Source organism: Stenotrophomonas muris (assembly GCF_052751275.1).
In genome coordinates this window covers 863,936-885,362 of record NZ_CP199879.1, presented here as the reverse complement: position 1 = coordinate 885,362, position 21,427 = coordinate 863,936, and the positions used below count along the sequence as shown (strand labels likewise).

Here is a 21,427-nt window from a genome sequence, read left to right as displayed (position 1 = left end):
CCCTGCCCGGCTCAGCGCTGCAACAGCACCTGTTGCAGCGAGGGCAGCAGCACCCGGTTGCCATGCGCACTGAGATGATCGCCATCGAAGAACAGCGGCCGCCCATCGCGCTGGGCTGGACATAACGCGTCGTCGCACAGCGCCGGCATCGGGTCCCACAGCACGCCACCTGGCAGTCCATCGACCACCTGCTGCAGGCTGCCCAGCATGGGTGCCCGCAACGTTTCCATCGCGACGCGCGTGCTGTCCAGGCCGTTGCGGCAGACCTCGTTGCGGGCATTGAAGCGGTCCGAGCAGCGATAAGGAGGCGCTGGCAGCACTGGCTTGGGCGCCTCCAGCACGATGCGCACGCCACGCTCGGCCAGGGGTCTCCACTGCGCGACCGCCTCGGCCACTTCGGCGTCGCGTCCTGCCGCGGCCTCTGCCGTCAGTTCGCCCGCCAGCTGCGCCTGCGCATCGAACAGCACGAACTGATCGGAAAGGCGTGGCACGCGCAACGACACCAGCACCACGGCATCCCCCGGCTGCGCACGCCGCACGATATCGGCGAACACCGCGGCGTCGAAATCAGCGCAACCGGCACCGGCACCGCGCCACTTCTGCAGGCTCACCTGCGGGCATCCGCCGCGGCCATAGAGGGAGACCGCCGAGCCGGTTTCCAGGGCCAGTCGCTGCAGCAGCTCGATGTAGGCCATCGCATGCGAATCACCAGCAACGAACACCCGCTTCGGCGCGCCAACCGGTAGCGGGCGGTCGCAGTCTCCACGGGCAAAGGTGCGCGCACTACCGCCTTCGAAACGATGCTTGGCGACCACCAGTGCGCACTCGGGATAGTCACCGGCCACGCTCTTGCCATTGGGGTACCAATCGGCCGGATGCCGGCTGACCGTACTCAACGACAGCCGCGGCGCCTGCAGGTAGAGCACTGTCTGGATGCCGGCGGCGCACAGCAGTACGACCGCGCCGGCCAGCACCCAACGCCCGGGACGCAGGCGCTGCGCCAACGTGCCGCGGAACGGCTGTTCCACCCAGCGCCACGACAGCCATGACAGCAGCAGCACCAACGCCATCGCGGTGGTCATCTGCAAGGGTGTCTGCAGGCCCACGGTCCAGCGCATCAGCACGAACACCGGCCAGTGCCACAGGTACAGCGAGTACGACAGCAGGCCGATACGGCGCATCGGGGCGCTGGCCAACAGGCGCGCCACCCATGCCTGCGGATGATGATGCAGCGCCCACAGCAGGCCCGCGGTGGCGAAGGCCGGCAGCACGCCGTCAGGCCACGGTGACCGCCCGGCACGCGCGGACCACAACGCCCACCCCAGCAGGCCCAGCGCCACCATGGCCAGCAGGGAGAACACCGGCGCGGCGCGCTTCAGTGCCTGGCCGGTTGCCGGGTCCAGCGATTCGCGCACATGCAGCAGCTGGAACAGCAGCACGCCCACCCCCAGTTGCCAGAGGCGGGTGCTGGTGGCATAGAACGCCCACGATGGCGGCGCCTCGCGCAGACCCAGCACCGCCGCATGCAGCAGCGACGCCATGCTGACCAGGGCGAACAGGCCCAGGCTGATCCAGCGCCCGCGTGCACCGCGCGCCCAAGCCAGGAACAGCAGCGGGAACAGCAGGTAGAACTGCTCTTCCACGCCCAGCGACCAGGTGTGGGTGTAGGGATTGAATTCGGCCCTGGGTGCGAAATAGTCGTTGCCGATCGCTGCCAGCACCCAGTTGCTGAAGCCGAAGAACGCCATCAGTCCGGTCCTGTCACTGGCTTCGCTGAGCCAGGACTCGGGAATGAACAGCACGCTTGCCACGGCAGTCAGCAACAGGCAGGCCAACAGCGCCGGCGCGATGCGACGGATGCGGCGCGCATAGAAGCGCAGCATCGACTGCCCCAGCGACAGCGGCGGCAGCCGGTGTACCGACGCGCTGACCACGAAACCGGAGATGACGAAGAACACATCCACGCCGGTGAACCCGCCTGGCAACCAGGCCGGGTCCAGGTGGAACACGATGACGGCCAGCACGGCGATCGCGCGCAGGCCGTCAATGTGCGGCACGTAGCCACGGCTTGGATCAGCGGTCATCCCTACCCCCACGGCCGCGACGGCAGCGCGCCCGCGGCGGTCACGCGTTTACCAGACCAGGTCGTCCGGCACCTGGTACTGCGGGTCCGCGTACGGATCTTCCTCGGCCGGCGCATTCGGATCGACCTTCAGCGCCACCGATGCGGCGAACACCGCCTCGCACTGCGCCAGCACCTCGGCGGTCACCAGCAGGTAGCGGCCATTGAGCTGGACCACACCCAGCTCACCGGCGTTGAGCGCGGTCAGCTGTTCGGCGGTCACATAGATGCGCTTGATCTTGCCGCCGTAGGGGAAGTGGCGGGCAATGTCCGCCGCTTCGGCATTCAGGCCCTTGTCCTTCAGCAGTTCTTCCAGCTTGGCCTTGGCCTCGCGGCGCACACGCGCCTCTTCCTGCTTCAGGCGCTCGGTTTCGATGCGCTCTTCCTTTTCCTTCTGCGCGCGGATGGCGTAGGCCTTGGCCAGGTCCATCTCTTCTGCGCTGCGCGGCTTGCGCGGGCCCTGCTGGCCCGGGCCACGCGACTGGCCGGGCTTGCCCGGGCCGCCATGGCCAGGACCGCGACGCTGGCCGGGCTTGTGCTCGCCCTTGCCAGCGCCCTGCGGCTTTCCATTGCCGTTGCCACCCTTGCCCTGCGGGCGGCCATCACGGCGGGGGCCATCATTCTTGCGCTCTGGCTTGGGCGCAGGCTTGAAGCCCAGGCCCATCAGCTGGTCGCGGAGGGTATCGCTCATAGGATTCGGATCAGTAGTGCGGCGGCGGCGGTTCGCTCGCCGGATCGGAAGAATTCAGCGCGTTGCGGACCTTGCCCAGATCTTCCAGCAGCACGCGCAGCACGTCGGCGTTGCGCATGCCCTGCATGCGGGCATCGGCCAGCGCATCGCTCAGTTCGGCCAGCGCCTGTTCCTGGAAGGACACGCGCATTTCCAGTTCGACCAGGCGCGCTTCCAGCGCCTGCTCGCGTTCGGTTGGCAGCAGATCAGACATGCAGCGAGCGCCCCCGGCCAATGCCGTAATACGCCAGGCCCGCTGCTTCCACGTCCGCCGGCTCGTACAGGTTGCGGCCGTCGAACACCACCGCGTCCTTCAACTGCTCGCGCAGCGTCTGGAAATCGGGGCTGCGGAACTGCTTCCACTCGGTCACCACGACCAGTGCATCGGCGCCCTGCAGCGCCTCGCTGGCATTGCTGCAGAACACCAGGTCATCGCGTTCACCGAAGATGCGCTGCGCCTCATGCATCGCTTCCGGATCGTAGGCACGCACCGTCGCACCGCCTTCCCACAGTTGCGCCAGCAGGCGTCGGCTGGAGGCTTCGCGCATGTCGTCGGTGTTTGGCTTGAATGCCAGGCCCCACACGGCAAAGGTCTTGCCACGCACGCCTTCGTCCTCGCCCTTGTCGTAATGGCGCTGGACCAGGGCGAACAGATGGCCCTTCTGCGCATCGTTGACCGCTTCCACGGCGTTCAGCAGTTTAGGCTCCAGGCCGGCCTGCTGCGCGGTGCGGGCCAGCGCCTGCACATCCTTGGGGAAGCACGAGCCACCATAGCCGGCGCCCGGGTAGATGAAATGCCAGCCGATGCGCGGATCCGAGCCGATGCCCTGGCGGACCTGCTCCACATCGGCGCCGACACGTTCGGCGATGTTGGCGATTTCGTTCATGAACGAGATCTTGGTCGCCAGCATCGCGTTGGCGGCGTACTTGGTCAGCTCGGCCGAGCGCACGTCCATTTCCACCACGCGGTCGTGGTTGCGGTTGAACGGTGCATACAGGCGCCGCATCACCGCCACCGACTCGGCGCTGGTCGCACCGATGATGATGCGATCCGGACGCATGCAGTCGGCAACGGCGTCGCCTTCCTTCAGGAATTCCGGGTTGGACACCACGTCGAAGGCGATGTCGGCGCCACGTGCCGCCAGCTCTGCGGCAATGGCGGCACGGACCTTGTCGGCGGTGCCCACCGGCACCGTCGACTTGTTGACCACCACGGTCGGCACGCTCATGTGCTGGCCGATGGTGCGGGCCACGGCCAGCACGTACTGCAGATCGGCGCTGCCATCCTCGTCCGGCGGCGTGCCGACGGCGATGAACACGACCTGGCCGTGGCCGATCGCGGCTGCGGCATCGGTGGTGAACGTCAGCCGCGACGCGGCGTGATTGGCCTTCACCATCGGTTCCAGGCCCGGCTCATAGATCGGGATGATGCCCTGGTTGAGGCCATCGACCTTGGCCTGGTCGATATCGACGCAGACCACCTGGTGGCCGACATCGGCCAGGCAGGTACCGGTCACCAGCCCTACGTAACCGGTACCGAAAATCGCAACGCGCATGTCCGTGCTGGCTCCGTGGTCGCTTACGGCAGGACGCCCAGCAGCTCGACGTCGAACGTCAGAGTCGCGTTCGGGCCGATCGGGCCACCCGGGGTGCCGTTCTCACCGTAGGCGAGCTCGCCCGGGATCCAGAAGCGGTACTTCGAACCGACCGGCATCAGCGCGACGCCTTCGGTCCAGCCCTTGATCACCTGGTCCAGGCCGAACTCGGCCGGCTGACGACCATAGGAGCTGTCGAACACGGTGCCGTTGAGCAGCTTGCCTTCGTAGTTCACGCGCACCTTGCTGCTCGGCAGCGGACGCTCGCCGCTGCCCGGGCGGATGACCTGGTACTGCAGGCCCGACGGGGTGGTTACCACGCCGGGCTGGGTCTTGTTCTTGGCCAGGAACGCATTGCCTTCCTCGCGGTTGGTCTGCGCGGCAGCGGCGGCCTTGGCCTGCATTTCGGCCTGCTTGCTGCCCATGAACGCCTGGATGGTGGCGGTCGCGTCAGCTTCCGTCATCTTCGGCTGACCCTTGCTCAGGCCGGTGCTGATCGCGTCAAACAGCGAGGCGACATCGATGTCGTCCTTCAGCTGTGCCAGCGACGGGCCGACCGAGTAGGAACCGATCATCTGCGACACCTTGACGCGGTCGACCTTCGGCGGCTGCGAACCCGGCGCCATGCCCGGCACCTGCTGCCCGCTGCGGGCCATCACGACCTGGCGCAGTGCGGCATCGGTGGCCTTGGCCTGTTCCTGGGTGATCTGCGGCTGCAGGCCTTCGAACGAACGTTCCACGGCGGTGCGCAGCGCGGCCACATCGATCTCATCGGCGATCGGGGTGAACGACTTGGCGACGTCCAGGCCGATGGCGTAGCCGAGCTTCTGCTTGGGGGAATTCAAGGTTGCGGTCTCCTTGGCGGCTGCGGGGGCAGCCGGTTGTTGCGACAGAGCGACACCCGAAGTGCCCATCGCCAGAATCAGAACCGACGCCGCGGCGCCGCGCATTCCCATCTTCATTCGCTGCATTCCTGGAAGTGTCTGGGCGCCGACGTCGGCGCGAAAAGAAGCATTGTCGCACGCATGCCGTCGATGTCGAGGCATCCGTGCCGGATATCAATGCGTAGGAGCGACGGCCAGCGCCTTGTCGATGGCGGCGGTCAGCTGTGGATCGTCCGGCGTCACCTTGCTGGCGAACTGGGCGATGACCTTGCCATCGCGGCCGACCAGATATTTGTGGAAGTTCCAGCCCGGCGCCACGCCGGTGGCTGCGGTCAACCGCTGGTACAGCGGCGTGGCCGCCGCACCGACGACGTGCACCTTCTCGAACATCGGGAACTTGACGCCATAGGTAAGCGTGCAGAAATCCTGGATCTGCTTCTCGTCACCCGGTTCCTGGCCCTTGAAATCGTTGGACGGGAAACCCAGCACGGCAAAGCCGCGGCCGGCATAACGCTTCTGCAGCGCCTCCAGGCCTTCGTACTGGGGGGTATAGCCGCACTTGCTTGCGGTATTGACCACCAGCAGCACCTGCCCGTGGTAGCGCTGCTGCAGGTTGATCTGCTGCTTGCTGGCCAGCGGGCGATAGTCCAGGTCCAGCAGATCGGCCGCCAGCACGTGGGCGGAACCGGCCAGGCCGGCCACCAGCAGGGTCAACAGGGACAGGCCGCGCAGTCGGCGCGGGACAACGGTCGGCAGGGGCATCGAGAGCAGTCCGCGGTAGCCATTCACAGGGCCGGCCGATAGCGGCCGGGAATCGGCCGAACTATAGCACCGGGCTCCGTTGCCCCTTGTTGCGGCGGGCGCCGGCGGCTTTGCGCGGCGTGGCCTTTCCCGGGAGGACCCACCCTCAACGGCGCAGGGATGACATAGCATGGACAACGCTGAATGGAAGGCAGGGCGTGATCGGCCCGCACGACAATTCCGTTTCCCTTTTCAATCAAGGGGATAAGGGGATATTTCAGCGGTTTGACCACCCCTGCCATCAGTTGGGCACGGCAAGGGGTTGCACGTGGGCGTGCCGGTGTTATAGTTGCATACAACACCAGTCACCTGAGACAGGGGGAGCCATGAACGCCCGGATCCGTCGCAACCTCACCGCACCCGCGGCCGCTGCCGTTTCGACCCTGATCGTGCTGGCCTGGCTGGCCATGCCAACCGCTCCCGCCTCCGCCGACAGTGCGCAGGATGCATCCGTTTCGCCGGCCGGGAACGCCGATCCCTCCCCCTCTCCCCCGCGTCGGCTGCACAGCTCCCTGTCCATGCCGTACTTCTCGTTCGCACAGCCGCTGACCCCACGGAGCTGAATATGAGCGACATCCAGTGGAGCGACGGCGCTCCCATCTACCGTCAGTTGAAGGAGCGCGTGATCGCCATGATGCTCGACGGAATCCTCAAGCCGGGCGATGCCCTGCCTTCGGTGCGCCAGGTGGCCGCCGACTACCAGCTCAACCCCATCACCGTTTCGCGCGCTTACCAGGAACTGGCCGATGAAGGCCTGGTCGAGAAGCGCCGCGGCCTGGGCATGTTCATGACCGAGCAGGCGGCCACGCAGCTGCGCAGCAGCGAGCGCGAGCGCTTTCTCAATGAAGAATGGCCGGCGGTGCTGGAGCGCATCCAGCGCCTGGGCCTGAGCCTCGACGAATTGCTGCCCCAGGGGAAAGTCTGATGAATAGCACTGCAAGTGAACCGGTCATCACCGCCCGAGGCCTGCGCAAGGCCTACAAGACCACCGTGGCCCTCGACAATGCCAGCTTCAGCATTCCGAGCGGGCGCATCGTCGGCCTGATCGGGCCCAACGGCGCCGGCAAGACCACCGCGCTGAAGGCCATCCTCGGCCTGACCTCGGTGGAAGGTGAGTTGAGCGTGCTCGGCCGCGACCCGCGGCAGCACCGCGACGCGCTGATGAACGACATCTGCTTCATTGCCGACGTCGCCGTGCTGCCGCGCTGGCTGAAGGTCCGTGAAGCGATCGATTTCGTCGCCGGTGTCCATCCGCGCTTCGACCGTGCCCGCTGCGAGCGTTTCCTGGCCAACACCAAGCTGCAGCCGAAGCAGCGCGTGCGCGAACTGTCCAAGGGCATGATCGTGCAGCTGCACCTGGCGCTGGTGATGGCCATCGATGCGCGCATCCTGGTGCTGGACGAGCCCACCCTGGGCCTGGACATCCTGTACCGCAAGGAGTTCTACCAGCGCCTGCTGGAAGATTATTTCGACGAACAGAAGACCATCATCGTCACCACCCACCAGGTGGAGGAGATCGAGCACATCCTCAGCGACGTCATGTTCATCCGTGATGGTCGCATCGTGCTCGATGCAGAAATGGACGATGTCGGCCAGCGCTACACCGAGCTTCTGGTCAACGCCGACCAGCTGGAGACCGCGCGTGCGCTGAAGCCGATCGACGAGCGCAGCCTGACGTTCGGCAAGACCGTAATGCTGTTCGACGGTGTGCCGCGCACCCAGCTCTCCACCCTTGGCGAGACCCGCAGCCCGGGCCTGGCCGATCTGTTCGTCGCCATCATGAAGGGGACCTACGCATGACTGCCGTCAACCACCCCGTCAGCCCGATGGGCACCCTGCGCTGGCTGCTCAAGCGCGAGTACTGGGAGAACCGTGGCGGTTTCCTGTATGCGCCGCTGATCGCCGGCCTGATCTCGCTGGTGATGAGCACCGTCGGCATCGCCTTCGGCCTGTTTGCACTGAACCGTGCAGCACGCAACGGCGCACTGCATGTCGACGGCGAGAGCGTGAACATCAACGGCCTGGACCTGGCCCTGCTGACCCGCGACATCAGCGCCAAGGACCTGGCCGACCTCGGCAACGGCCTCGACCTGACCCTGGTGCTCAGCTCGGCCTGGCCGTTCCTGGTGCTGGCCTTCGTGGTGTTCTTCTACTGCCTGGGCGCCCTGTACGACGACCGTCGCGACCGCAGCATCCTGTTCTGGAAGTCGCTGCCGCTGTCGGACACCCAGACCGTGCTGTCCAAGGTGATCAGCGCACTGGTGGTGGCCCCGCTGATCGCGGTGATCGCCGGCATCATCACCATGTTCGGCTTCATGCTGGTGATCAGCATCGTCGCGCTGATGCACGGTGGCAGCCCGATGACCCTGATCTGGGGCCCGGCCAGCCCGTTGACCCTGGCCGCCGGTCACCTGGCCTGGATTCCGGTCTACGCCCTGTGGGCCCTGCCCACCGCCGGCTGGCTGCTGCTGTGCTCGGCCTGGGCCCGTACCAAACCGTTCCTGTGGGCGGTGATGCTGCCGCTGTTCGCCGGCGTCATTGTCAGCACCACCAAGGTGATGCCGTTGATCGGCCTGACCACCGGCTGGTTCTGGCAGAACATCGTTGGCCGACTGCTGCTGGGCGGCGTGCCGGGCACCGACCTGGTGTATCGCCTCAGCGCCGAGGAAGGCACGCGTCGCGATCTCGAATCGGTGGTCAGCCTGATGTCCCCGGCCTCGCAGCTGAAGTCGCTGGCGATGCCGGAACTATGGATCGGTGCCGCCGTCGGTGTCGTGTTCATCGTCCTCGCCATCCGCCTGCGCAAGCGCGCCGGCGAGATCTGATTCCATCCACCCGGAGGCACCACCCATGCGTTCCCTGCTCGCCTGTTCTGCGTTGTTGCTGTTGCCTCTGTCGGCGCTGGCCGCCGATGCTCCGAACTGCAAGTTCACCGCCGCCCGCACGCTGAAGCTGGATGTGGCCGGCGCCAAGGCGGTGGTGCTGGAGGTGAACCAGCATGACCTGAAGGTCGTCGCCAGCAAGGGCGGTGGCCAGCTCGATGGCCGCGCCTGCGCCTCCAGCCAGGAATGGCTGGACCAGCTGGTACTGGACCAGCGCAGGGAAGGCGACAAGCTGGTCGTCAGCCTGCGCCGCGACGGCCGCCACAGCGGCATCAGCCTGGGCAACAGCTATGCGTGGCTCGACATCCGCGGCAGCGTGCCCGACAACCTGCCCCTGCAGCTCAAGGTCGGCTCCGGCGATGCCAGCGTGGACAACGCCCAATCGCTGAGCGTGGACATCGGCTCGGGCGACGCGATCGTTCGCGGCACCCGCGGCAGCATCCACGCAGCGGTGGGTTCGGGTGACCTGGACATCGACGGTGGCGGCTCGCTGAACCTGCTGTCGCTCGGCTCCGGCGACGTCAAGGCACGCAACATCGGCGGCGATGCGGTCACCGGCACCGTCGGCTCCGGTGACCTGAAGATCAGCGATGTCCGCGGCAACGCCCGGCTGGACACGGTCGGTTCCGGCGACATCGGGTTCAAGCGCGTGCAAGGCAACGTCGAGGTCGGCGTGGTCGGCTCGGGCGATGTCGACCTGTCCGACATCGGCGGCAACGTGCACGTGCGCAGCCATGGTTCGGGTGACATCCAGGTCGACGGCGTGCGCGGCAGCCTGACCGTCGACCACAGCGGCAGCGGCGATGTCGGCCACCGCAACGTCGGCGGCACGGTCACCCTGCCCCGCAACAAGTAACCGCCACCGGACCAATTCGAGGGAGTTGCCATGAACCTGCTGCGCCTGCTGCCTGCCACCCTGCTGTGCCTGCCGCTGATCGCCTGCGGCGGCACTTCTTCCACGCCCGACAAGACCGTCGGCAAAAGCGTCGCCGAAGCCACCAGCGGCGTCGGCCAGACCGTCAAGGAGGCCATGGTTGATGCCCGCAAGGACATCACCCAGGGCAACATCAACATCTCCGCCGACAAGCAGCCGCGTGCGGAGATCACGCCGGATGGCCACCTGCTGATCGACGGCAAGGACGTGCCGGCCAACGAGGCCCAGCGACAGCGGTTGCTGGAGTACCGCGGCCACGTCGTCGCCATTGCGATGGACGGCATGGATGTCGGCCTGGCCGGCGCCAAGCTCGGCGCCAGCGCTGCCGGGGAGGCACTGAAGGGCATCTTCAGCGGCGACAGCGAAGGCATCGAGAAGCGGATCAATGCCGAGGCGGAGAAGATCGAAGCCCAGGCCAAGCGCATCTGCAACCGCTTGCCGGCGATGCTGGCCAGCCAGCAGGCACTGGCGCGCGAGCTGCCGGCGTTCAAGCCCTACGCAACGATGGACCAGAGTGACGTCGACGACTGCGGCAAGGACACCGTGGTCCAACGCTAGGCCTGTGACAGATCAGCGCACCCGGCCGGCAGCGGCGCCCCGCTGCCGGCCGTCGTGCGCCGGCCGGCTTACAATGGCGGCCCCGGAGGCCCCCCAACCGAATGCCATGAAGAAGTTGTTCCTGCTGCTGGCCGCCCTGCTCTGCCTGGGCCTGGTCGGCTGTGACAAGGATTACCGCAACCACCGCGCCGAGCGCGGCAAGCCAAAGATCTCCGTCAGCGAAGGCATGGTCACTGTGCGTCGCCCGCCGGCGCCGAACATCATCATCCTCGGCGATGGTTCGATGAAGGTGGACGAGATCCAGATTCCGCTGGACGAGGCACAGAAGCAGATGCTGCAGACCATGTTCGGCAAGCTGCAGGTGCTGCGCCAGAACACCCTGGTCGCCGCCCCGGCCGATCCCAACATGCAGCCGGTGAAGATCCAGCCGCCGGAAGGCATGGAAGTGATCCCGGCCGACCTGGTCCAGCGCATCCCCGAGTTCAAGGACTACACCGACACCTTCGGCAACATCGTCGCCGACCGTCGCTGAAAAAACGCCGCCCCTGGGCGGCGTTTCCTCTTGTAGAACCGAGCCCATGCTCGGCCCAGGTCCAGGAAGCAGCCGGCCATGGGCTCGGCCCTACGACCGGCAGATCAACCGCCGCCGCCACCGCCCCCCGCGTGGATGCCACCGGCAGTCAGTGCGGCCGGGTCCAGCAGGCGGCGCAGCTCGGCTTCATCCAGGCCGCTGTCCTCCAGCGCGACATCCAGCACCGGACGCTGCTCCTTGTAGGCACGCTTGGCAATCGCCGCCGCCTTCTCGTAGCCGATGATCGGGTTCAGCGCGGTGACCAGGATCGGGTTGCGCGCCAATGCTTCGGCAACGCGATCCTCACGCACCTTCAGCCCGGCAATCGCGCTGTCGGCCAGCAGGCGAGACACATTGGCCAGCAGGCCAATGCCATCCAGCAGGTTCACCGCGATCAGCGGCAGGGTGACATTGAGCTGGAAGTTGCCGGTCTGCCCGGCCACGGTGATCGCGGTGTGGTGGCCGATCACCTGCGCGCAGGCCATCACCGTCGCTTCCGGAATCACCGGGTTGACCTTGCCCGGCATGATCGAGCTGCCCGGCTGCAGCGCCGGCAGTTCGATCTCGCCCAGCCCGGCCAGCGGACCGGCGTTCATCCAGCGAAGATCGTTGGCGATCTTGATCAGCGCCACCGCCAGTGCATTGAGCTGGCCCGACAGTTCCACCGCGTCATCCTGCGCGGCCAGGCCCTCGAACTTGTTCTCGGCGCTGTCGAACTTGAACCCGGTCTGCTGCTTCAACGCCTTGGCCACCCGCGCGCCGAAGCGCGGGTCGGCATTGATGCCGGTACCGATGGCGGTGCCGCCCAGCGGCAGCCGGCGCACACGCTTGAGGCTGTCTTCGATGCGTTCCTGTGCCGAGGCCAGCTGTGCCGACCATGCGCCGAACTCCTGCTCGAAGGTCAGCGGCATCGCATCCATCAGGTGCGTGCGGCCGGTCTTGACCACCTTGCGCAGGCTGCGGCCCTTCTTGTCGAGGGTCTTGCGCAGGTGCACCAGCGCCGGCAGCAGCTGCTCATGTGCCGCCAGTACCGCCGATACGCGCAACGCGGTCGGGATCACGTCATTGGAGCTCTGCCCCTGGTTGACGTGGTCATTGGGGTGCACCGCGGTCTTGCCCGCCTTGCCGGCACGGTTGGCCAGGGTGGCGATGACCTCGTTGGCATTCATGTTCGAGGACGTGCCAGAACCGGTCTGGTAGACGTCGATCGGGAACTGCGCGTCCCAGGTGCCGGCGGCCACTTCGGCGGCAGCGGTCTGGATGGCCTTGGCCACGTTCTTGGGCAGATGGCCCAGCTCGGCGTTGACGCCAGCGGCAGCGCCCTTGACCAGGCCCAGGGCACGGATGAAACCGCGCGGCATGCGCTGGCCCGACACCGGGAAATTCTGCACGGCACGCTGGGTCTGCGCGCCCCAGAGGGCGTCGGCAGGCACCTGCAGCTCGCCCATGCTGTCGTGTTCGATTCTGAAACCCTTGCTTGCAGCTCTGCTCATTGCATCAACTCCGCACTACTTCAGTTGGGGAAAGGGAAGCGGCGGCTGGCAGGGTGTCGCTTCCCGGGCTGGCGGCTGCGCCAACGATACTCCCTTGCCCGCAGCGTGGGATGACGAGGACGGGCCAGATCGTTCCGTCCGCAGGGCCGTGTTGTAGAGCCGAGCCCATGCTCGGCTGCCCGCGGGGCGCCGGATTCTCCGAAGCAGCCGAGCGTGGGCTCGGCTCTACAGGGCACGCCCCGCCGGCACGTCGTAGAATATCGCCCCCGCCGCTCGTCCCAGCCCTGCCGACATGTCCGATTCCGCCCTGCTCGCCCTGTCCCCGCTCGATGGCCGCTATGCCGGCAAGGTCGACGCCCTGCGCCCGATCTTCTCCGAGTACGGCCTGATCAAGGCCCGCATCACGGTCGAGGTGGAATGGCTGCTGGCCCTGGCCGCCGAGCCGGGCATCGTCGAACTGGCTCCGTTCTCCGACGCTGCCATCGCCCGCCTGCGCGCGCTGGCCGCCAGCTTCAGCCCGGCCCAGGCCGCGCGCGTGAAGGAGATCGAGCGCACCACCAACCATGACGTCAAGGCGGTGGAGTACTTCATCAAGGAACAGCTGAAGGACGACGCCGAGCTGGCCCCGGCGCTGGAATTCGTGCATTTCGCCTGCACCAGCGAAGACATCAACAACCTCAGCTACGGCCTGATGCTGGAACAGGCGCGCCGCGAGGTGCTGTTGCCGACCCTGGACGGCATCGCCAGCACCCTGCGCACCCTGGCCCACGCCGAGGCTGGCCAGCCGATGCTGTCGCGCACCCACGGCCAGACCGCCTCGCCGACCACCCTGGGCAAGGAGCTGGCCAACGTAGTCGCGCGCCTGGAGCGCCAGCGCCGGCAGATTGCCGCGGTCGAACTGACCGGCAAGATCAACGGCGCGGTGGGCAACTACAACGCCCACATCGCCAGCTACCCGGACGTGGACTGGCCAGCCTTCGCCGAGCGCTTCGTGACCGGCCTGGGCCTGGTGTTCAACCCGTACACCACGCAGATCGAGCCGCACGACAACATCGCCGAGATCGGTGATGCCGCACGCCGCGCCAACATCATCCTGATCGACCTGGCCCGTGACATCTGGGGCTACGTTTCGCTGGGCTACTTCAAGCAGCGCCTGAAGGAAGGCGAAGTTGGTTCGTCGACGATGCCGCACAAGGTCAACCCGATCGATTTCGAGAATGCGGAAGGCAACTTCGGCATCGCCAACGCGCTGTTCGAGCACTTCAGCGCGAAGCTGCCGATCAGCCGCTGGCAGCGTGACCTGACCGATTCCACCGTGCTGCGTGCGCTGGGCACCGCGTTCGGCCACAGCCAGGTGGCACTGGATTCGCTGGCCAAGGGCCTGGGCAAGCTGGAAGTGAACCCGCAGCGCCTGGACGCCGATCTGGACGCGGCCTGGGAAGTGCTGGCCGAGGCCGTGCAGACGGTGATGCGCCGCCACGGCCTGCCGAACCCGTACGAGCAGCTGAAGGCGCTGACCCGCGGCCAGGGCATCACCGCCGAGTCGATGCGTGCGTTCGTGCAGGGGCTGGAGCTGCCGACGGATGCGAAGCAGCGCCTGCTGGAGATGACCCCGGGCAGCTACACCGGCCTGGCTGAGTCGCTGGCGAAGAAGATTTAAGGGGATTCCTTTGCGGCGGCGGCCGCGGGCGCTGCCTGCGGCAGGCAACGGCAACGGCAATAGCAACGTCAAGAGCGGCTCTGGATTGCTGCTAGCTGGGTGGGGCGGGAGGGGCCAGCGGGACACGCCGTGAACCCATCCATGGGGGCTCGATGGCGCCATCCATGGCGCCAACGGTCCCGCTGGCCCCTCCCGCCCCACCTCTGGCAGATTCCCGGTGACGGATCGAAGAGCATTGGGTTGTCGGGACGGAATTTGAAAGAGGGACGCGGCTTCGCCGCGTCCGTCTTTGTTTGAGGGTCTTTTGTAGAGCCGAGCCCGTGCTCGGCTGCTTTTGGGCGTGGGCAACAGCAAGCCGAGCGTGGGCTCGGCTCTACAAGGGCATGAGCAAGCGCAGCGCGCGACCCGCTGTTGCCTTTGATCTTCTTCTTCCATTCCGTGGCGGGCCGCGCAGGAAACTGTCACCCGCGACGAGGGGCTCCGCCGTTGGCCGGACACCCCGCGACAAACCACCGCACGTGCGCAATCCCGACGAACGGCGGACAATGGAACCCTTGGCGGCTCGCCACGCCGCCCCTCCCGCTTTCCGCTGCAAGGATTCCCCCATGGCCGCCCGCAAGTCCTCCGCCCCCCTGATCGAAGTCACCGCCCGCCCTGGCCAGCCGCTCGGCATGGCGCCGGCCACCTTCCTGCGCGACTTCTGGCAGAAGCGCCCGCTGCTGATCCGCAATGCCTTCCCGGATTTCCAGACCCCGGTACAGCCGGAAGACCTGGCCGGGCTGGCCTGCGAGGAAGGTGTGCTGGCGCGCCTGATCGAGCACGACAAGGCCCAGGACGGCTGGCGCGTGCGCACCGGCCCGTTCCAGGAAGACGTGTTCCCCGCCCTGCCCGACCACGACTGGACCCTGCTGGTGCAGGATGTGGACAAGTGGGACCCGGACGTGCGCGCCCTGATCCAACACTTCAGCTTCCTGCCGCGCTGGCGCATGGATGACGTGATGATCAGCTTCGCCGCCACCGGCGGCTCGGTCGGCGCCCATGTCGATCAGTACGACGTGTTCCTGCTGCAGGCCCACGGCCACCGTCGCTGGCAGATCGATGCGAGCGAATCGATCAAGGGCAGGCAGCCGCCGCTGGGCTTCCGCCCGGACGTGGAGCTGAAGCTGCTGAAGGTGTTCAAGCCCACCCACGACTGGGTGCTGGCGCCGGGCGACATGCTGTACCTGCCGCCGAACGTGCCGCACCACGGCGTCGCCGAAGACCCCTGCCTGACCTTCTCGTTCGGCATGCGTGCGCCGTCTTCTGCCGAGCTGATCAGCGACTATCTGGACACCCTGATCGCCGATGCCGATGAGAACATCCGCTACCAGGATGCCGACCTGAAGGTGCCGGCCGACCCGAACGAAATCGACACGGTGGCGATGGCGCGGGTGATCACCGCCCTCAACGCCATCCGCATGAACGACCCGGACAAGCTGGGTGACTGGTTCGGCCGCTTCATCACCACCTACCGCGCCGCCGGCGAAGTGATGGCCCACCAGGCTGCGCCGGCCGCGGAGCAAGTGGTCGAAGCACTGGCCTCGGGCATGCTGCTGCAGCGCCACCCGTGGGCCCGCCTGGCCTGGCGCCGGGCCAAGCGTGGCGCCAGCCTGTATGTCAGCGGCCAGGACTTCGCGCTGCCGGTGAAGGACGCGCAGCGACTGGCCGGCGCCGAGCAGCTCGACGCCGCCGCCTATCGCGGCCTGTCCGACAAGGGCCGTGCCGTGGTCCAGCAGCTGCTGGTCGGTGGTGTGTTCCAGCTGATCGACCCGAATGAGGTGTACGAGGCCGAAGACGAGGAAGACAGCGAGGATGCCGTGGTGCTCGGCGAGGTCGTCGAAGGCCGCGACCGCGTCGAGGCGATCGACGCCGACGCGGTGTCCGACGATGTCCACTCCGTGACCGTGCACGACGACGGTATCGAGGTCATCGTCAACTTTGAGGACGACGACGAAGACGACAGCACCGGCCGGGCCTGAGCCATCGTCATGATCCGGGTCCAGCAGGTCAGCCACGCCGACGCCCACGTTGCCATCCACGACGTGCGCCAACGCGTGTTCGTGCAGGAACAGGGCATCGCCGCCGAGCTGGAACGCGATGCGCTGGACCCGGTCAGTGCCCATGTGCTGGCGCTGGACAGTGACGGCCAGCCGGTCGGCACCGGCAGGCTGGCCCCGGACGGCCGCATCGGCCGCATGGCCGTGCTGGCCACCCATCGCAGCAACGGGGTCGGCGAGGCCCTGCTGGCGGCCCTGGTCGAGGCCGGGCGCCGGCTCGGCCTGGCCGAACTGCACCTGCACGCCCAGCTGCCCGCGCGCGATTTCTATGCACGCCAGGGCTTCCTGCCCGAGGGCGAGGTGTTCGAGGAAGCCGGCATCGGACACCAGCAGATGCGCCGCCGGCTGGGCGTGGCCAGCGCCATCGACAGCCGCGCCGAGGCGGTGGCGATCACCACGGCCATCATCCACCGCGCCCGTCGCCAGCTGTGGCTGCACAGCCGCCAACTGGACCCGGGGCTGCTCGATGCGCCCCCGGTACAGTCCGCCCTGCGCCGCTTCGTCACCGCCCGCCACGACAAGCAGCTGCGGGTGATCGTGCACGACGCCGCCGCGATCGCGTCTGCCGGGTCGCCGCTGCTGGCGCTGGCCCAGCGCCTGCCCAGCGTGATCCAGTTCCGCGAGGTCAGCGATCCGGTCGACCGCGCGCTGGCCTCGGCCTGCCTGCTCAACGATGCGGGCGACTTCTACTTTCGTCTGATCGGCCATCGCCTCGACGGCGAGGCCGGCATCGCGCTGCCAGCACGTTCGCAGCCGTTCGAGCAGCAATTGCAGCGTGTCTGGGACCGTTCGCGCGTCTGCAGCGAACTGCGTGCGCTCGGCATCTGAGTCGGCACAGCCGACCGAACCTGTCTGGAACCGGCATCGGCGGACGCGGGATACCTGTGGTGGTGCCCCTTCGTGTCCGGTTGGGGGTACAATTTGGCTGTTTGAACGCGCCCGCGCAGGGCTATTCATCTTCCTGCCGGGTCCTTCTGAAGCCATACCCCACAAAGCGAATCAACACCCTCCATCGTGGACAATCAACTGAAGCAGTTTGCGCAATCTTCGCAACTCGCCGGCGACAACGCCTCCTATGTCGAGGACCTGTACGAGCAGTACCTGGTCTCCCCGGATAGTGTCGATCCCAAATGGAAAACCTACTTCGACGGCTTCAAGGGCCGCGAAGCAGGTGACATTCCGCACTCGGCCGTCATCTCCCACATTGCGGACGCGGCCAAGGATGCGCTGAAGGCCGGTACCGGTAACGGTGCAGGCGACGAGCGCGAGCGCAATGTCGGTCGTCTGATCACCGCCTACCGTTCGCGCGGCCACCTGGACGCCCGCCTCGATCCGCTGGGCCTGGCCGCACCGGTCAATACCCCGGATCTGGGCCTGCCGTTCCACAGCCTGTCCGATGCCGACCTCAACAGCGAGTTCAGCACCGGCGGCGTCGGCGGCCAGCCGCGCATGAAGCTGCGCGACCTGCTGGCACGCCTGAAGGCGACCTACACCGGCTCGATCGGTGCGGAGTTCATGCACATCTCCGAGGTCGAGCAGCGCCAGTGGATCTACAAGAAGCTGGAAGCCGCCGGTGGCAACTACCAGCTGGACGCTGACACCCAGCGCCGCACCCTGGAGCGCCTGACTGCGGCCGAGGGCCTGGAGCGCTACCTGCACACCAAGTACGTCGGCCAGAAGCGGTTCTCGCTGGAAGGCGGCGATTCGCTGATCCCGATGATGGACACCATCATCCGCAACGCCGGCAAGGATGGCGTCAAGGATGTGGTGATCGGCATGGCCCACCGTGGCCGCCTGAACGTGCTGGTCAACACGCTGGGCAAGAACCCGCGCAAGCTGTTCGACGAGTTCGAAGGCAAGTTCGAGCACGACGAGCACGCCTCGGCCGGCGACGTGAAGTACCACATGGGCTTCTCCGCCGACGTCGCCACCGATGGCGGCCCGGTGCACCTGGCGCTGGCGTTCAACCCGTCGCACCTGGAAATCGCCGACCCGGTCGTGGCCGGTTCCGTGCGCTCGCGCCAGGAGCGCCGCAAGGACACCGCGCGCAAGCAGGTCATGCCGATCCTGATCCACGGCGACGCGGCCTTCTCCGGCCAGGGCGTGGTCATGGAACTGTTCCAGATGTCGCAGGCCCGCGGCTTCGCCGTCGGCGGCACCGTGCACATCGTGGTCAACAACCAGGTCGGCTTCACCACCTCCAACCCGCTGGATACGCGTTCCACGCGCTATGCCACCGACGTGGCGAAGATGATCGCCGCGCCGGTGCTGCACGTGAACGGCGATGACCCGGAAGCAGTGGTGTTCGCCGCACAGCTGGCCTTCGAGTTCCGCCAGACGTTTGCCAAGGACGTGGTCATCGACCTGATGTGCTACCGCCGCTGGGGCCACAACGAGGCCGACGAACCGGCGATCACCCAGCCGCTGATGTACCAGGTGATCCGCAAGCACCCGACCACCCGCGAGATGTACGCCGAGCAGCTGGAAAAGGCGGGCGTGATCGCCGCCGGCGCCGGCAAGGCGATGGTCGATGCCTACCGCGAGAAGCTGGACGCCGGTGAAGTGACCACCGAGCTGGCCAAGGTCGAGAAGACCCCGCCGAGCAGCCCGCTGTTCGTCGATTGGCCGAAGCTGCTGGAAGGCAAGCTGTCCGACCCGGTCTCGACCAAGGTCGAGAAGAACAAGCTGGTCGAGCTGGCCAAGCTGATCAACACCATTCCCGATGAAGTGCAGCTGCACTCGCGCGTGGCCAAGGTCTATGACGACCGCCGCAAGATGGCCGCCGGCGAGATCCCGGGCGACTGGGGCTTTGCCGAGAACCTGGCCTACGCCACCCTGCTCGACGAAGGCCATGCACTGCGCCTGGTCGGCCAGGACGTGGGCCGCGGTACGTTCACGCATCGCCACGCGATCCTGCACGACCAGAAGACCGACAACTACTACATGCCGCTGCGGCAGCTGGTGGATTCGCCGGAGAAGGCCACCGTCATCGATTCGCTGCTGAGCGAAGAAGCGGTGATGGCCTACGAGTACGGCTTCTCCACCACCGATCCGAACACGCTGTGCATCTGGGAAGGCCAGTTCGGCGACTTCGCCAACGGTGCCCAGGTGGTGATCGACCAGTTCATCGCCGCCGGTGAAGCCAAGTGGGGCCGCATTTCCGGCCTGACCCTGCTGCTGCCGCATGGCTATGAAGGGCAAGGCCCGGAACACAGCTCGGCGCGCCTGGAGCGCTTCCTGCAGCTGTGCGCGCTGGAGAACATGCTGGTGGTCGTGCCGTCGACCCCGGCCCAGGCCTTCCACATGCTGCGTCGCCAGCTGCACATGACCACCCGCAAGCCGCTGGTGGTGATGTCGCCGAAGTCGCTGCTGCGCCACAAGCTGGCCGTGTCGACCCTGGACGAGCTGGCCAACGGCGAGTTCCAGCACCTGATCGGCGACGCCAACGCAGACGCCAAGAAGGTCAAGCGCGTGGTGCTGTGCTCGGGCAAGGTCTATTACGACCTGCTGGAGGACCAGATCAAGCGTGGCCAGGACGACGTGGCGATCATCCGCGTGGAGCAGCTGTATCCGTTCCCGCGTGCGCTGCTGGCGGCCGAACTGAAGAAGTACGGCAAGGCCACCGACGTGGTGTGGACGCAGGAAGAACCGCAGAACCAGGGCGCGTGGTACCAGATCCGCCACCACCTGCAGTTCTGCCTGGCCGATGGCCAGAACCTGCACTACGCCGGTCGCGCACGTTCGGCCTCGCCGGCTGCCGGTCACATGGCTGACCACGTCCGCGAGCAGCAGCAGCTGATCGCCGACGCACTGGTCAACCCGTTCAACGACACGTTCGCTGAATAATCCTCCCCATATTTAGAAGACAAACCAGGAAGCTCCCGCAATGGCCACCGAAGTCAAAGCCCCGGTACTGCCCGAATCCGTCGCCGACGGCACCATCGCCACCTGGCACAAGAAGGTGGGCGACGCCGTCAAGCGCGACGAAAACCTGCTTGACCTGGAAACCGACAAGGTCGTCCTGGAAGTGCCGTCGCCGGTCGACGGCGTGCTGAAGGAAATCAAGTTCGCCGAAGGCTCGACCGTGACCTCCAGCCAGGTCGTGGCGATCATCGAGGAAGGCGCCGTTGCAGCTGCTCCGGCACCGACCGCCGAGGCCGCTCCGGCCGCCGCCGCTCCGGCTCCGGCCGCTGCCGCTGCGCCGGCCCCGGCCGCCAAGTCGGCCGCCGATGCGCTGCCGCCGGGCGCCCGCTTCACCGCCATCACTGAAGGCGTGAACCCGGCCGATGTCGACGGCACCGGCCGTCGCGGCGCGGTCACCAAGGAAGACATCGTCAACTTCGCCCGCAACGGCGGCGCCGGCAAGGCCGGTGGCGCACGCCCGGAAGAGCGCGTGCCGATGACCCGCATCCGCAAGCGCATCGCCGAGCGCCTGATGGAGTCGAAGAACTCCACCGCGATGCTGACCACCTTCAACGAAGTCGACCTGTCCAAGGTGTCGGCGGCGCGCAAGGAACTGCAGGACGAGTTCGTCAAGGCACACGGCATCAAGCTGGGCTTCATGAGCTTCTTCGTGAAGGCCGCCGCCAACGCGCTGCAGCGCTTCCCGCTGGTCAACGCCTCGATCGACGGCGACGACATCATCTATCACGGCTACTCGGACATCTCGATCGCCGTCTCGACCGAGAAGGGCCTGGTCACGCCGGTGCTGCGCAACGTCGAGCGCATGTCGTTCGCCGACATCGAGAAGACCATCGCCGACTACGCCAAGAAGGCCCGTGACGGCAAGCTGGGCCTGGAAGAGCTGCAGGGCGGCACCTTCACCGTGACCAACGGCGGCACCTTCGGTTCGCTGCTGTCGACCCCGATCATCAACCCGCCGCAGAGCGCCATCCTGGGCATGCACGCCATCAAGGAGCGTCCGATCGCCCAGAACGGCCAGGTCGTGATCGCGCCGATGATGTACCTGGCGCTGTCCTACGACCACCGCATCATCGACGGCAAGGACTCGGTGCAGTTCCTGGTGGACATCAAGAACCAGCTGGAAAACCCGGGCCGCATGCTGTTCGGCCTGTAAGACACCTCCCGCCCCTCCGCGCCT

At 66.9% G+C, this 21,427-nt stretch carries 19 protein-coding genes; 12 read left to right on the top strand and 7 right to left on the bottom strand.

Annotated elements, in window-relative coordinates; all coding sequences use genetic code 11:
* Positions 1 to 11: 11 nt before the first annotated feature.
* The 6 genes from ACUVWL_RS03885 to ACUVWL_RS03860 all read right to left on the bottom strand — a co-directional run bounded on the left by ACUVWL_RS03885 (position 12) and on the right by ACUVWL_RS03860 (position 6,093).
* Complete coding sequence (locus ACUVWL_RS03885) at positions 12 to 2,084, bottom strand: acyltransferase family protein (RefSeq protein WP_241887795.1); 2,073 nt, start codon at positions 2,082 to 2,084, stop codon at positions 12 to 14.
* A gap of 48 nt (positions 2,085 to 2,132) precedes the next feature.
* Complete coding sequence (locus ACUVWL_RS03880; RefSeq protein ID WP_049408561.1) at positions 2,133 to 2,813, bottom strand: DUF2058 domain-containing protein; 681 nt, start codon at positions 2,811 to 2,813, stop codon at positions 2,133 to 2,135.
* A 10-nt stretch (positions 2,814 to 2,823) separates the two neighbouring features.
* Complete coding sequence (locus ACUVWL_RS03875; RefSeq protein ID WP_005410256.1) at positions 2,824 to 3,066, bottom strand: SlyX family protein; 243 nt, start codon at positions 3,064 to 3,066, stop codon at positions 2,824 to 2,826.
* On the bottom strand, positions 3,059 to 4,408 hold the full coding sequence (locus tag ACUVWL_RS03870) for a UDP-glucose dehydrogenase family protein (protein ID WP_014647687.1): 1,350 nt from the start codon (positions 4,406 to 4,408) through the stop codon (positions 3,059 to 3,061). Before ACUVWL_RS03870 ends, ACUVWL_RS03875 begins: the two co-directional genes overlap by 8 nt.
* A gap of 23 nt (positions 4,409 to 4,431) precedes the next feature.
* Complete coding sequence (locus tag ACUVWL_RS03865; RefSeq protein ID WP_032962085.1) at positions 4,432 to 5,409, bottom strand: FKBP-type peptidyl-prolyl cis-trans isomerase N-terminal domain-containing protein; 978 nt, start codon at positions 5,407 to 5,409, stop codon at positions 4,432 to 4,434.
* A 96-nt stretch (positions 5,410 to 5,505) separates the two neighbouring features.
* Positions 5,506 to 6,093 carry a glutathione peroxidase gene (locus ACUVWL_RS03860; protein ID WP_445978833.1) on the bottom strand — a complete coding sequence of 196 codons (588 nt, stop codon included), beginning with the start codon at positions 6,091 to 6,093 and terminating at the stop codon, positions 5,506 to 5,508.
* Between the two features lie 365 nt (positions 6,094 to 6,458).
* On the opposite strand from ACUVWL_RS03860, the gene ACUVWL_RS03855 reads away from it, so the two are divergent.
* The 7 genes from ACUVWL_RS03855 to ACUVWL_RS03825 all read left to right on the top strand — a co-directional run bounded on the left by ACUVWL_RS03855 (position 6,459) and on the right by ACUVWL_RS03825 (position 11,038).
* Positions 6,459 to 6,695, top strand: a complete 237-nt coding sequence (locus ACUVWL_RS03855; protein ID WP_014647690.1) for a hypothetical protein — start codon at positions 6,459 to 6,461, stop codon at positions 6,693 to 6,695.
* A 2-nt stretch (positions 6,696 to 6,697) separates the two neighbouring features.
* On the top strand, positions 6,698 to 7,057 hold the full coding sequence (locus ACUVWL_RS03850) for a GntR family transcriptional regulator (protein ID WP_005410261.1): 360 nt from the start codon (positions 6,698 to 6,700) through the stop codon (positions 7,055 to 7,057).
* On the top strand, positions 7,057 to 7,932 hold the full coding sequence (locus tag ACUVWL_RS03845) for an ABC transporter ATP-binding protein (RefSeq protein ID WP_014647691.1): 876 nt from the start codon (positions 7,057 to 7,059) through the stop codon (positions 7,930 to 7,932). The genes ACUVWL_RS03850 and ACUVWL_RS03845 overlap by 1 nt, the downstream gene beginning before the upstream one ends.
* Positions 7,929 to 8,957 (top strand): ABC-2 transporter permease, encoded by a 1,029-nt coding sequence (locus tag ACUVWL_RS03840; protein WP_046431579.1) that lies wholly within the window; start codon positions 7,929 to 7,931, stop codon positions 8,955 to 8,957. Before ACUVWL_RS03845 ends, ACUVWL_RS03840 begins: the two co-directional genes overlap by 4 nt.
* A 25-nt stretch (positions 8,958 to 8,982) precedes the next feature.
* On the top strand, positions 8,983 to 9,870 hold the full coding sequence (locus ACUVWL_RS03835; RefSeq protein WP_445978832.1) for a hypothetical protein: 888 nt from the start codon (positions 8,983 to 8,985) through the stop codon (positions 9,868 to 9,870).
* Positions 9,871 to 9,900: 30 nt separating this feature from the next.
* On the top strand, positions 9,901 to 10,506 hold the full coding sequence (locus ACUVWL_RS03830) for a hypothetical protein (RefSeq protein WP_049442450.1): 606 nt from the start codon (positions 9,901 to 9,903) through the stop codon (positions 10,504 to 10,506).
* A 106-nt stretch (positions 10,507 to 10,612) separates the two neighbouring features.
* Complete coding sequence (locus tag ACUVWL_RS03825) at positions 10,613 to 11,038, top strand: hypothetical protein (protein ID WP_014647695.1); 426 nt, start codon at positions 10,613 to 10,615, stop codon at positions 11,036 to 11,038.
* Between the two features lie 104 nt (positions 11,039 to 11,142).
* Here ACUVWL_RS03825 and ACUVWL_RS03820 read toward each other — a convergent pair whose 3' ends face one another.
* Positions 11,143 to 12,570: a class II fumarate hydratase gene (locus tag ACUVWL_RS03820; RefSeq protein WP_445978831.1), complete on the bottom strand. Its 1,428-nt coding sequence runs from the start codon at positions 12,568 to 12,570 to the stop codon at positions 11,143 to 11,145.
* 292 nt (positions 12,571 to 12,862) lie between these two features.
* Here ACUVWL_RS03820 and purB point away from each other — a divergent pair, with 292 nt between their 5' ends.
* From purB to sucB, 5 genes are all read left to right on the top strand, one after another.
* Entirely contained in the window at positions 12,863 to 14,230 is a 1,368-nt protein-coding gene (purB, locus tag ACUVWL_RS03815) for an adenylosuccinate lyase (protein WP_111207021.1), read from the top strand.
* A gap of 605 nt (positions 14,231 to 14,835) precedes the next feature.
* A complete protein-coding gene (locus ACUVWL_RS03810) occupies positions 14,836 to 16,248 on the top strand; it encodes a ribosomal protein uL16 3-hydroxylase (protein ID WP_049420425.1) in 1,413 nt (470 codons plus the stop codon).
* A 9-nt stretch (positions 16,249 to 16,257) separates the two neighbouring features.
* Positions 16,258 to 17,154: a GNAT family N-acetyltransferase gene (locus tag ACUVWL_RS03805; protein ID WP_100450318.1), complete on the top strand. Its 897-nt coding sequence runs from the start codon at positions 16,258 to 16,260 to the stop codon at positions 17,152 to 17,154.
* A gap of 186 nt (positions 17,155 to 17,340) precedes the next feature.
* Complete coding sequence (locus ACUVWL_RS03800) at positions 17,341 to 20,172, top strand: 2-oxoglutarate dehydrogenase E1 component (RefSeq protein WP_445978830.1); 2,832 nt, start codon at positions 17,341 to 17,343, stop codon at positions 20,170 to 20,172.
* 40 nt (positions 20,173 to 20,212) lie between these two features.
* Positions 20,213 to 21,403 carry a dihydrolipoyllysine-residue succinyltransferase gene (gene sucB, locus ACUVWL_RS03795; protein ID WP_180835898.1) on the top strand — a complete coding sequence of 397 codons (1,191 nt, stop codon included), beginning with the start codon at positions 20,213 to 20,215 and terminating at the stop codon, positions 21,401 to 21,403.
* The last annotated feature ends 24 nt before the right edge of the window (positions 21,404 to 21,427 follow it).

Bases quoted from the DNA above. Each gene is read 5' to 3' on its own strand.
- ACUVWL_RS03820 (WP_445978831.1), bottom strand. From the start codon at position 12,570: ATGAGCAGAGCTGCAAGCAAGGGTTTCAGAATCGAACACGACAGCATG.
- purB (WP_111207021.1), top strand. From the start codon at position 12,863: ATGTCCGATTCCGCCCTGCTCGCCCTGTCCCCGCTCGATGGCCGCTAT.
- ACUVWL_RS03885 (WP_241887795.1), bottom strand. From the start codon at position 2,084: ATGACCGCTGATCCAAGCCGTGGCTACGTGCCGCACATTGACGGCCTG.
- ACUVWL_RS03805 (WP_100450318.1), top strand. From the start codon at position 16,258: ATGATCCGGGTCCAGCAGGTCAGCCACGCCGACGCCCACGTTGCCATC.
- ACUVWL_RS03850 (WP_005410261.1), top strand. From the start codon at position 6,698: ATGAGCGACATCCAGTGGAGCGACGGCGCTCCCATCTACCGTCAGTTG.
- ACUVWL_RS03825 (WP_014647695.1), top strand. From the start codon at position 10,613: ATGAAGAAGTTGTTCCTGCTGCTGGCCGCCCTGCTCTGCCTGGGCCTG.
- ACUVWL_RS03880 (WP_049408561.1), bottom strand. From the start codon at position 2,813: ATGAGCGATACCCTCCGCGACCAGCTGATGGGCCTGGGCTTCAAGCCT.
- ACUVWL_RS03810 (WP_049420425.1), top strand. From the start codon at position 14,836: ATGGCCGCCCGCAAGTCCTCCGCCCCCCTGATCGAAGTCACCGCCCGC.
- ACUVWL_RS03845 (WP_014647691.1), top strand. From the start codon at position 7,057: ATGAATAGCACTGCAAGTGAACCGGTCATCACCGCCCGAGGCCTGCGC.
- ACUVWL_RS03860 (WP_445978833.1), bottom strand. From the start codon at position 6,093: ATGCCCCTGCCGACCGTTGTCCCGCGCCGACTGCGCGGCCTGTCCCTG.
- sucB (WP_180835898.1), top strand. From the start codon at position 20,213: ATGGCCACCGAAGTCAAAGCCCCGGTACTGCCCGAATCCGTCGCCGAC.
- ACUVWL_RS03840 (WP_046431579.1), top strand. From the start codon at position 7,929: ATGACTGCCGTCAACCACCCCGTCAGCCCGATGGGCACCCTGCGCTGG.
- ACUVWL_RS03855 (WP_014647690.1), top strand. From the start codon at position 6,459: ATGAACGCCCGGATCCGTCGCAACCTCACCGCACCCGCGGCCGCTGCC.
- ACUVWL_RS03830 (WP_049442450.1), top strand. From the start codon at position 9,901: ATGAACCTGCTGCGCCTGCTGCCTGCCACCCTGCTGTGCCTGCCGCTG.
- ACUVWL_RS03835 (WP_445978832.1), top strand. From the start codon at position 8,983: ATGCGTTCCCTGCTCGCCTGTTCTGCGTTGTTGCTGTTGCCTCTGTCG.
- ACUVWL_RS03870 (WP_014647687.1), bottom strand. From the start codon at position 4,408: ATGCGCGTTGCGATTTTCGGTACCGGTTACGTAGGGCTGGTGACCGGT.
- ACUVWL_RS03875 (WP_005410256.1), bottom strand. From the start codon at position 3,066: ATGTCTGATCTGCTGCCAACCGAACGCGAGCAGGCGCTGGAAGCGCGC.
- ACUVWL_RS03865 (WP_032962085.1), bottom strand. From the start codon at position 5,409: ATGAAGATGGGAATGCGCGGCGCCGCGGCGTCGGTTCTGATTCTGGCG.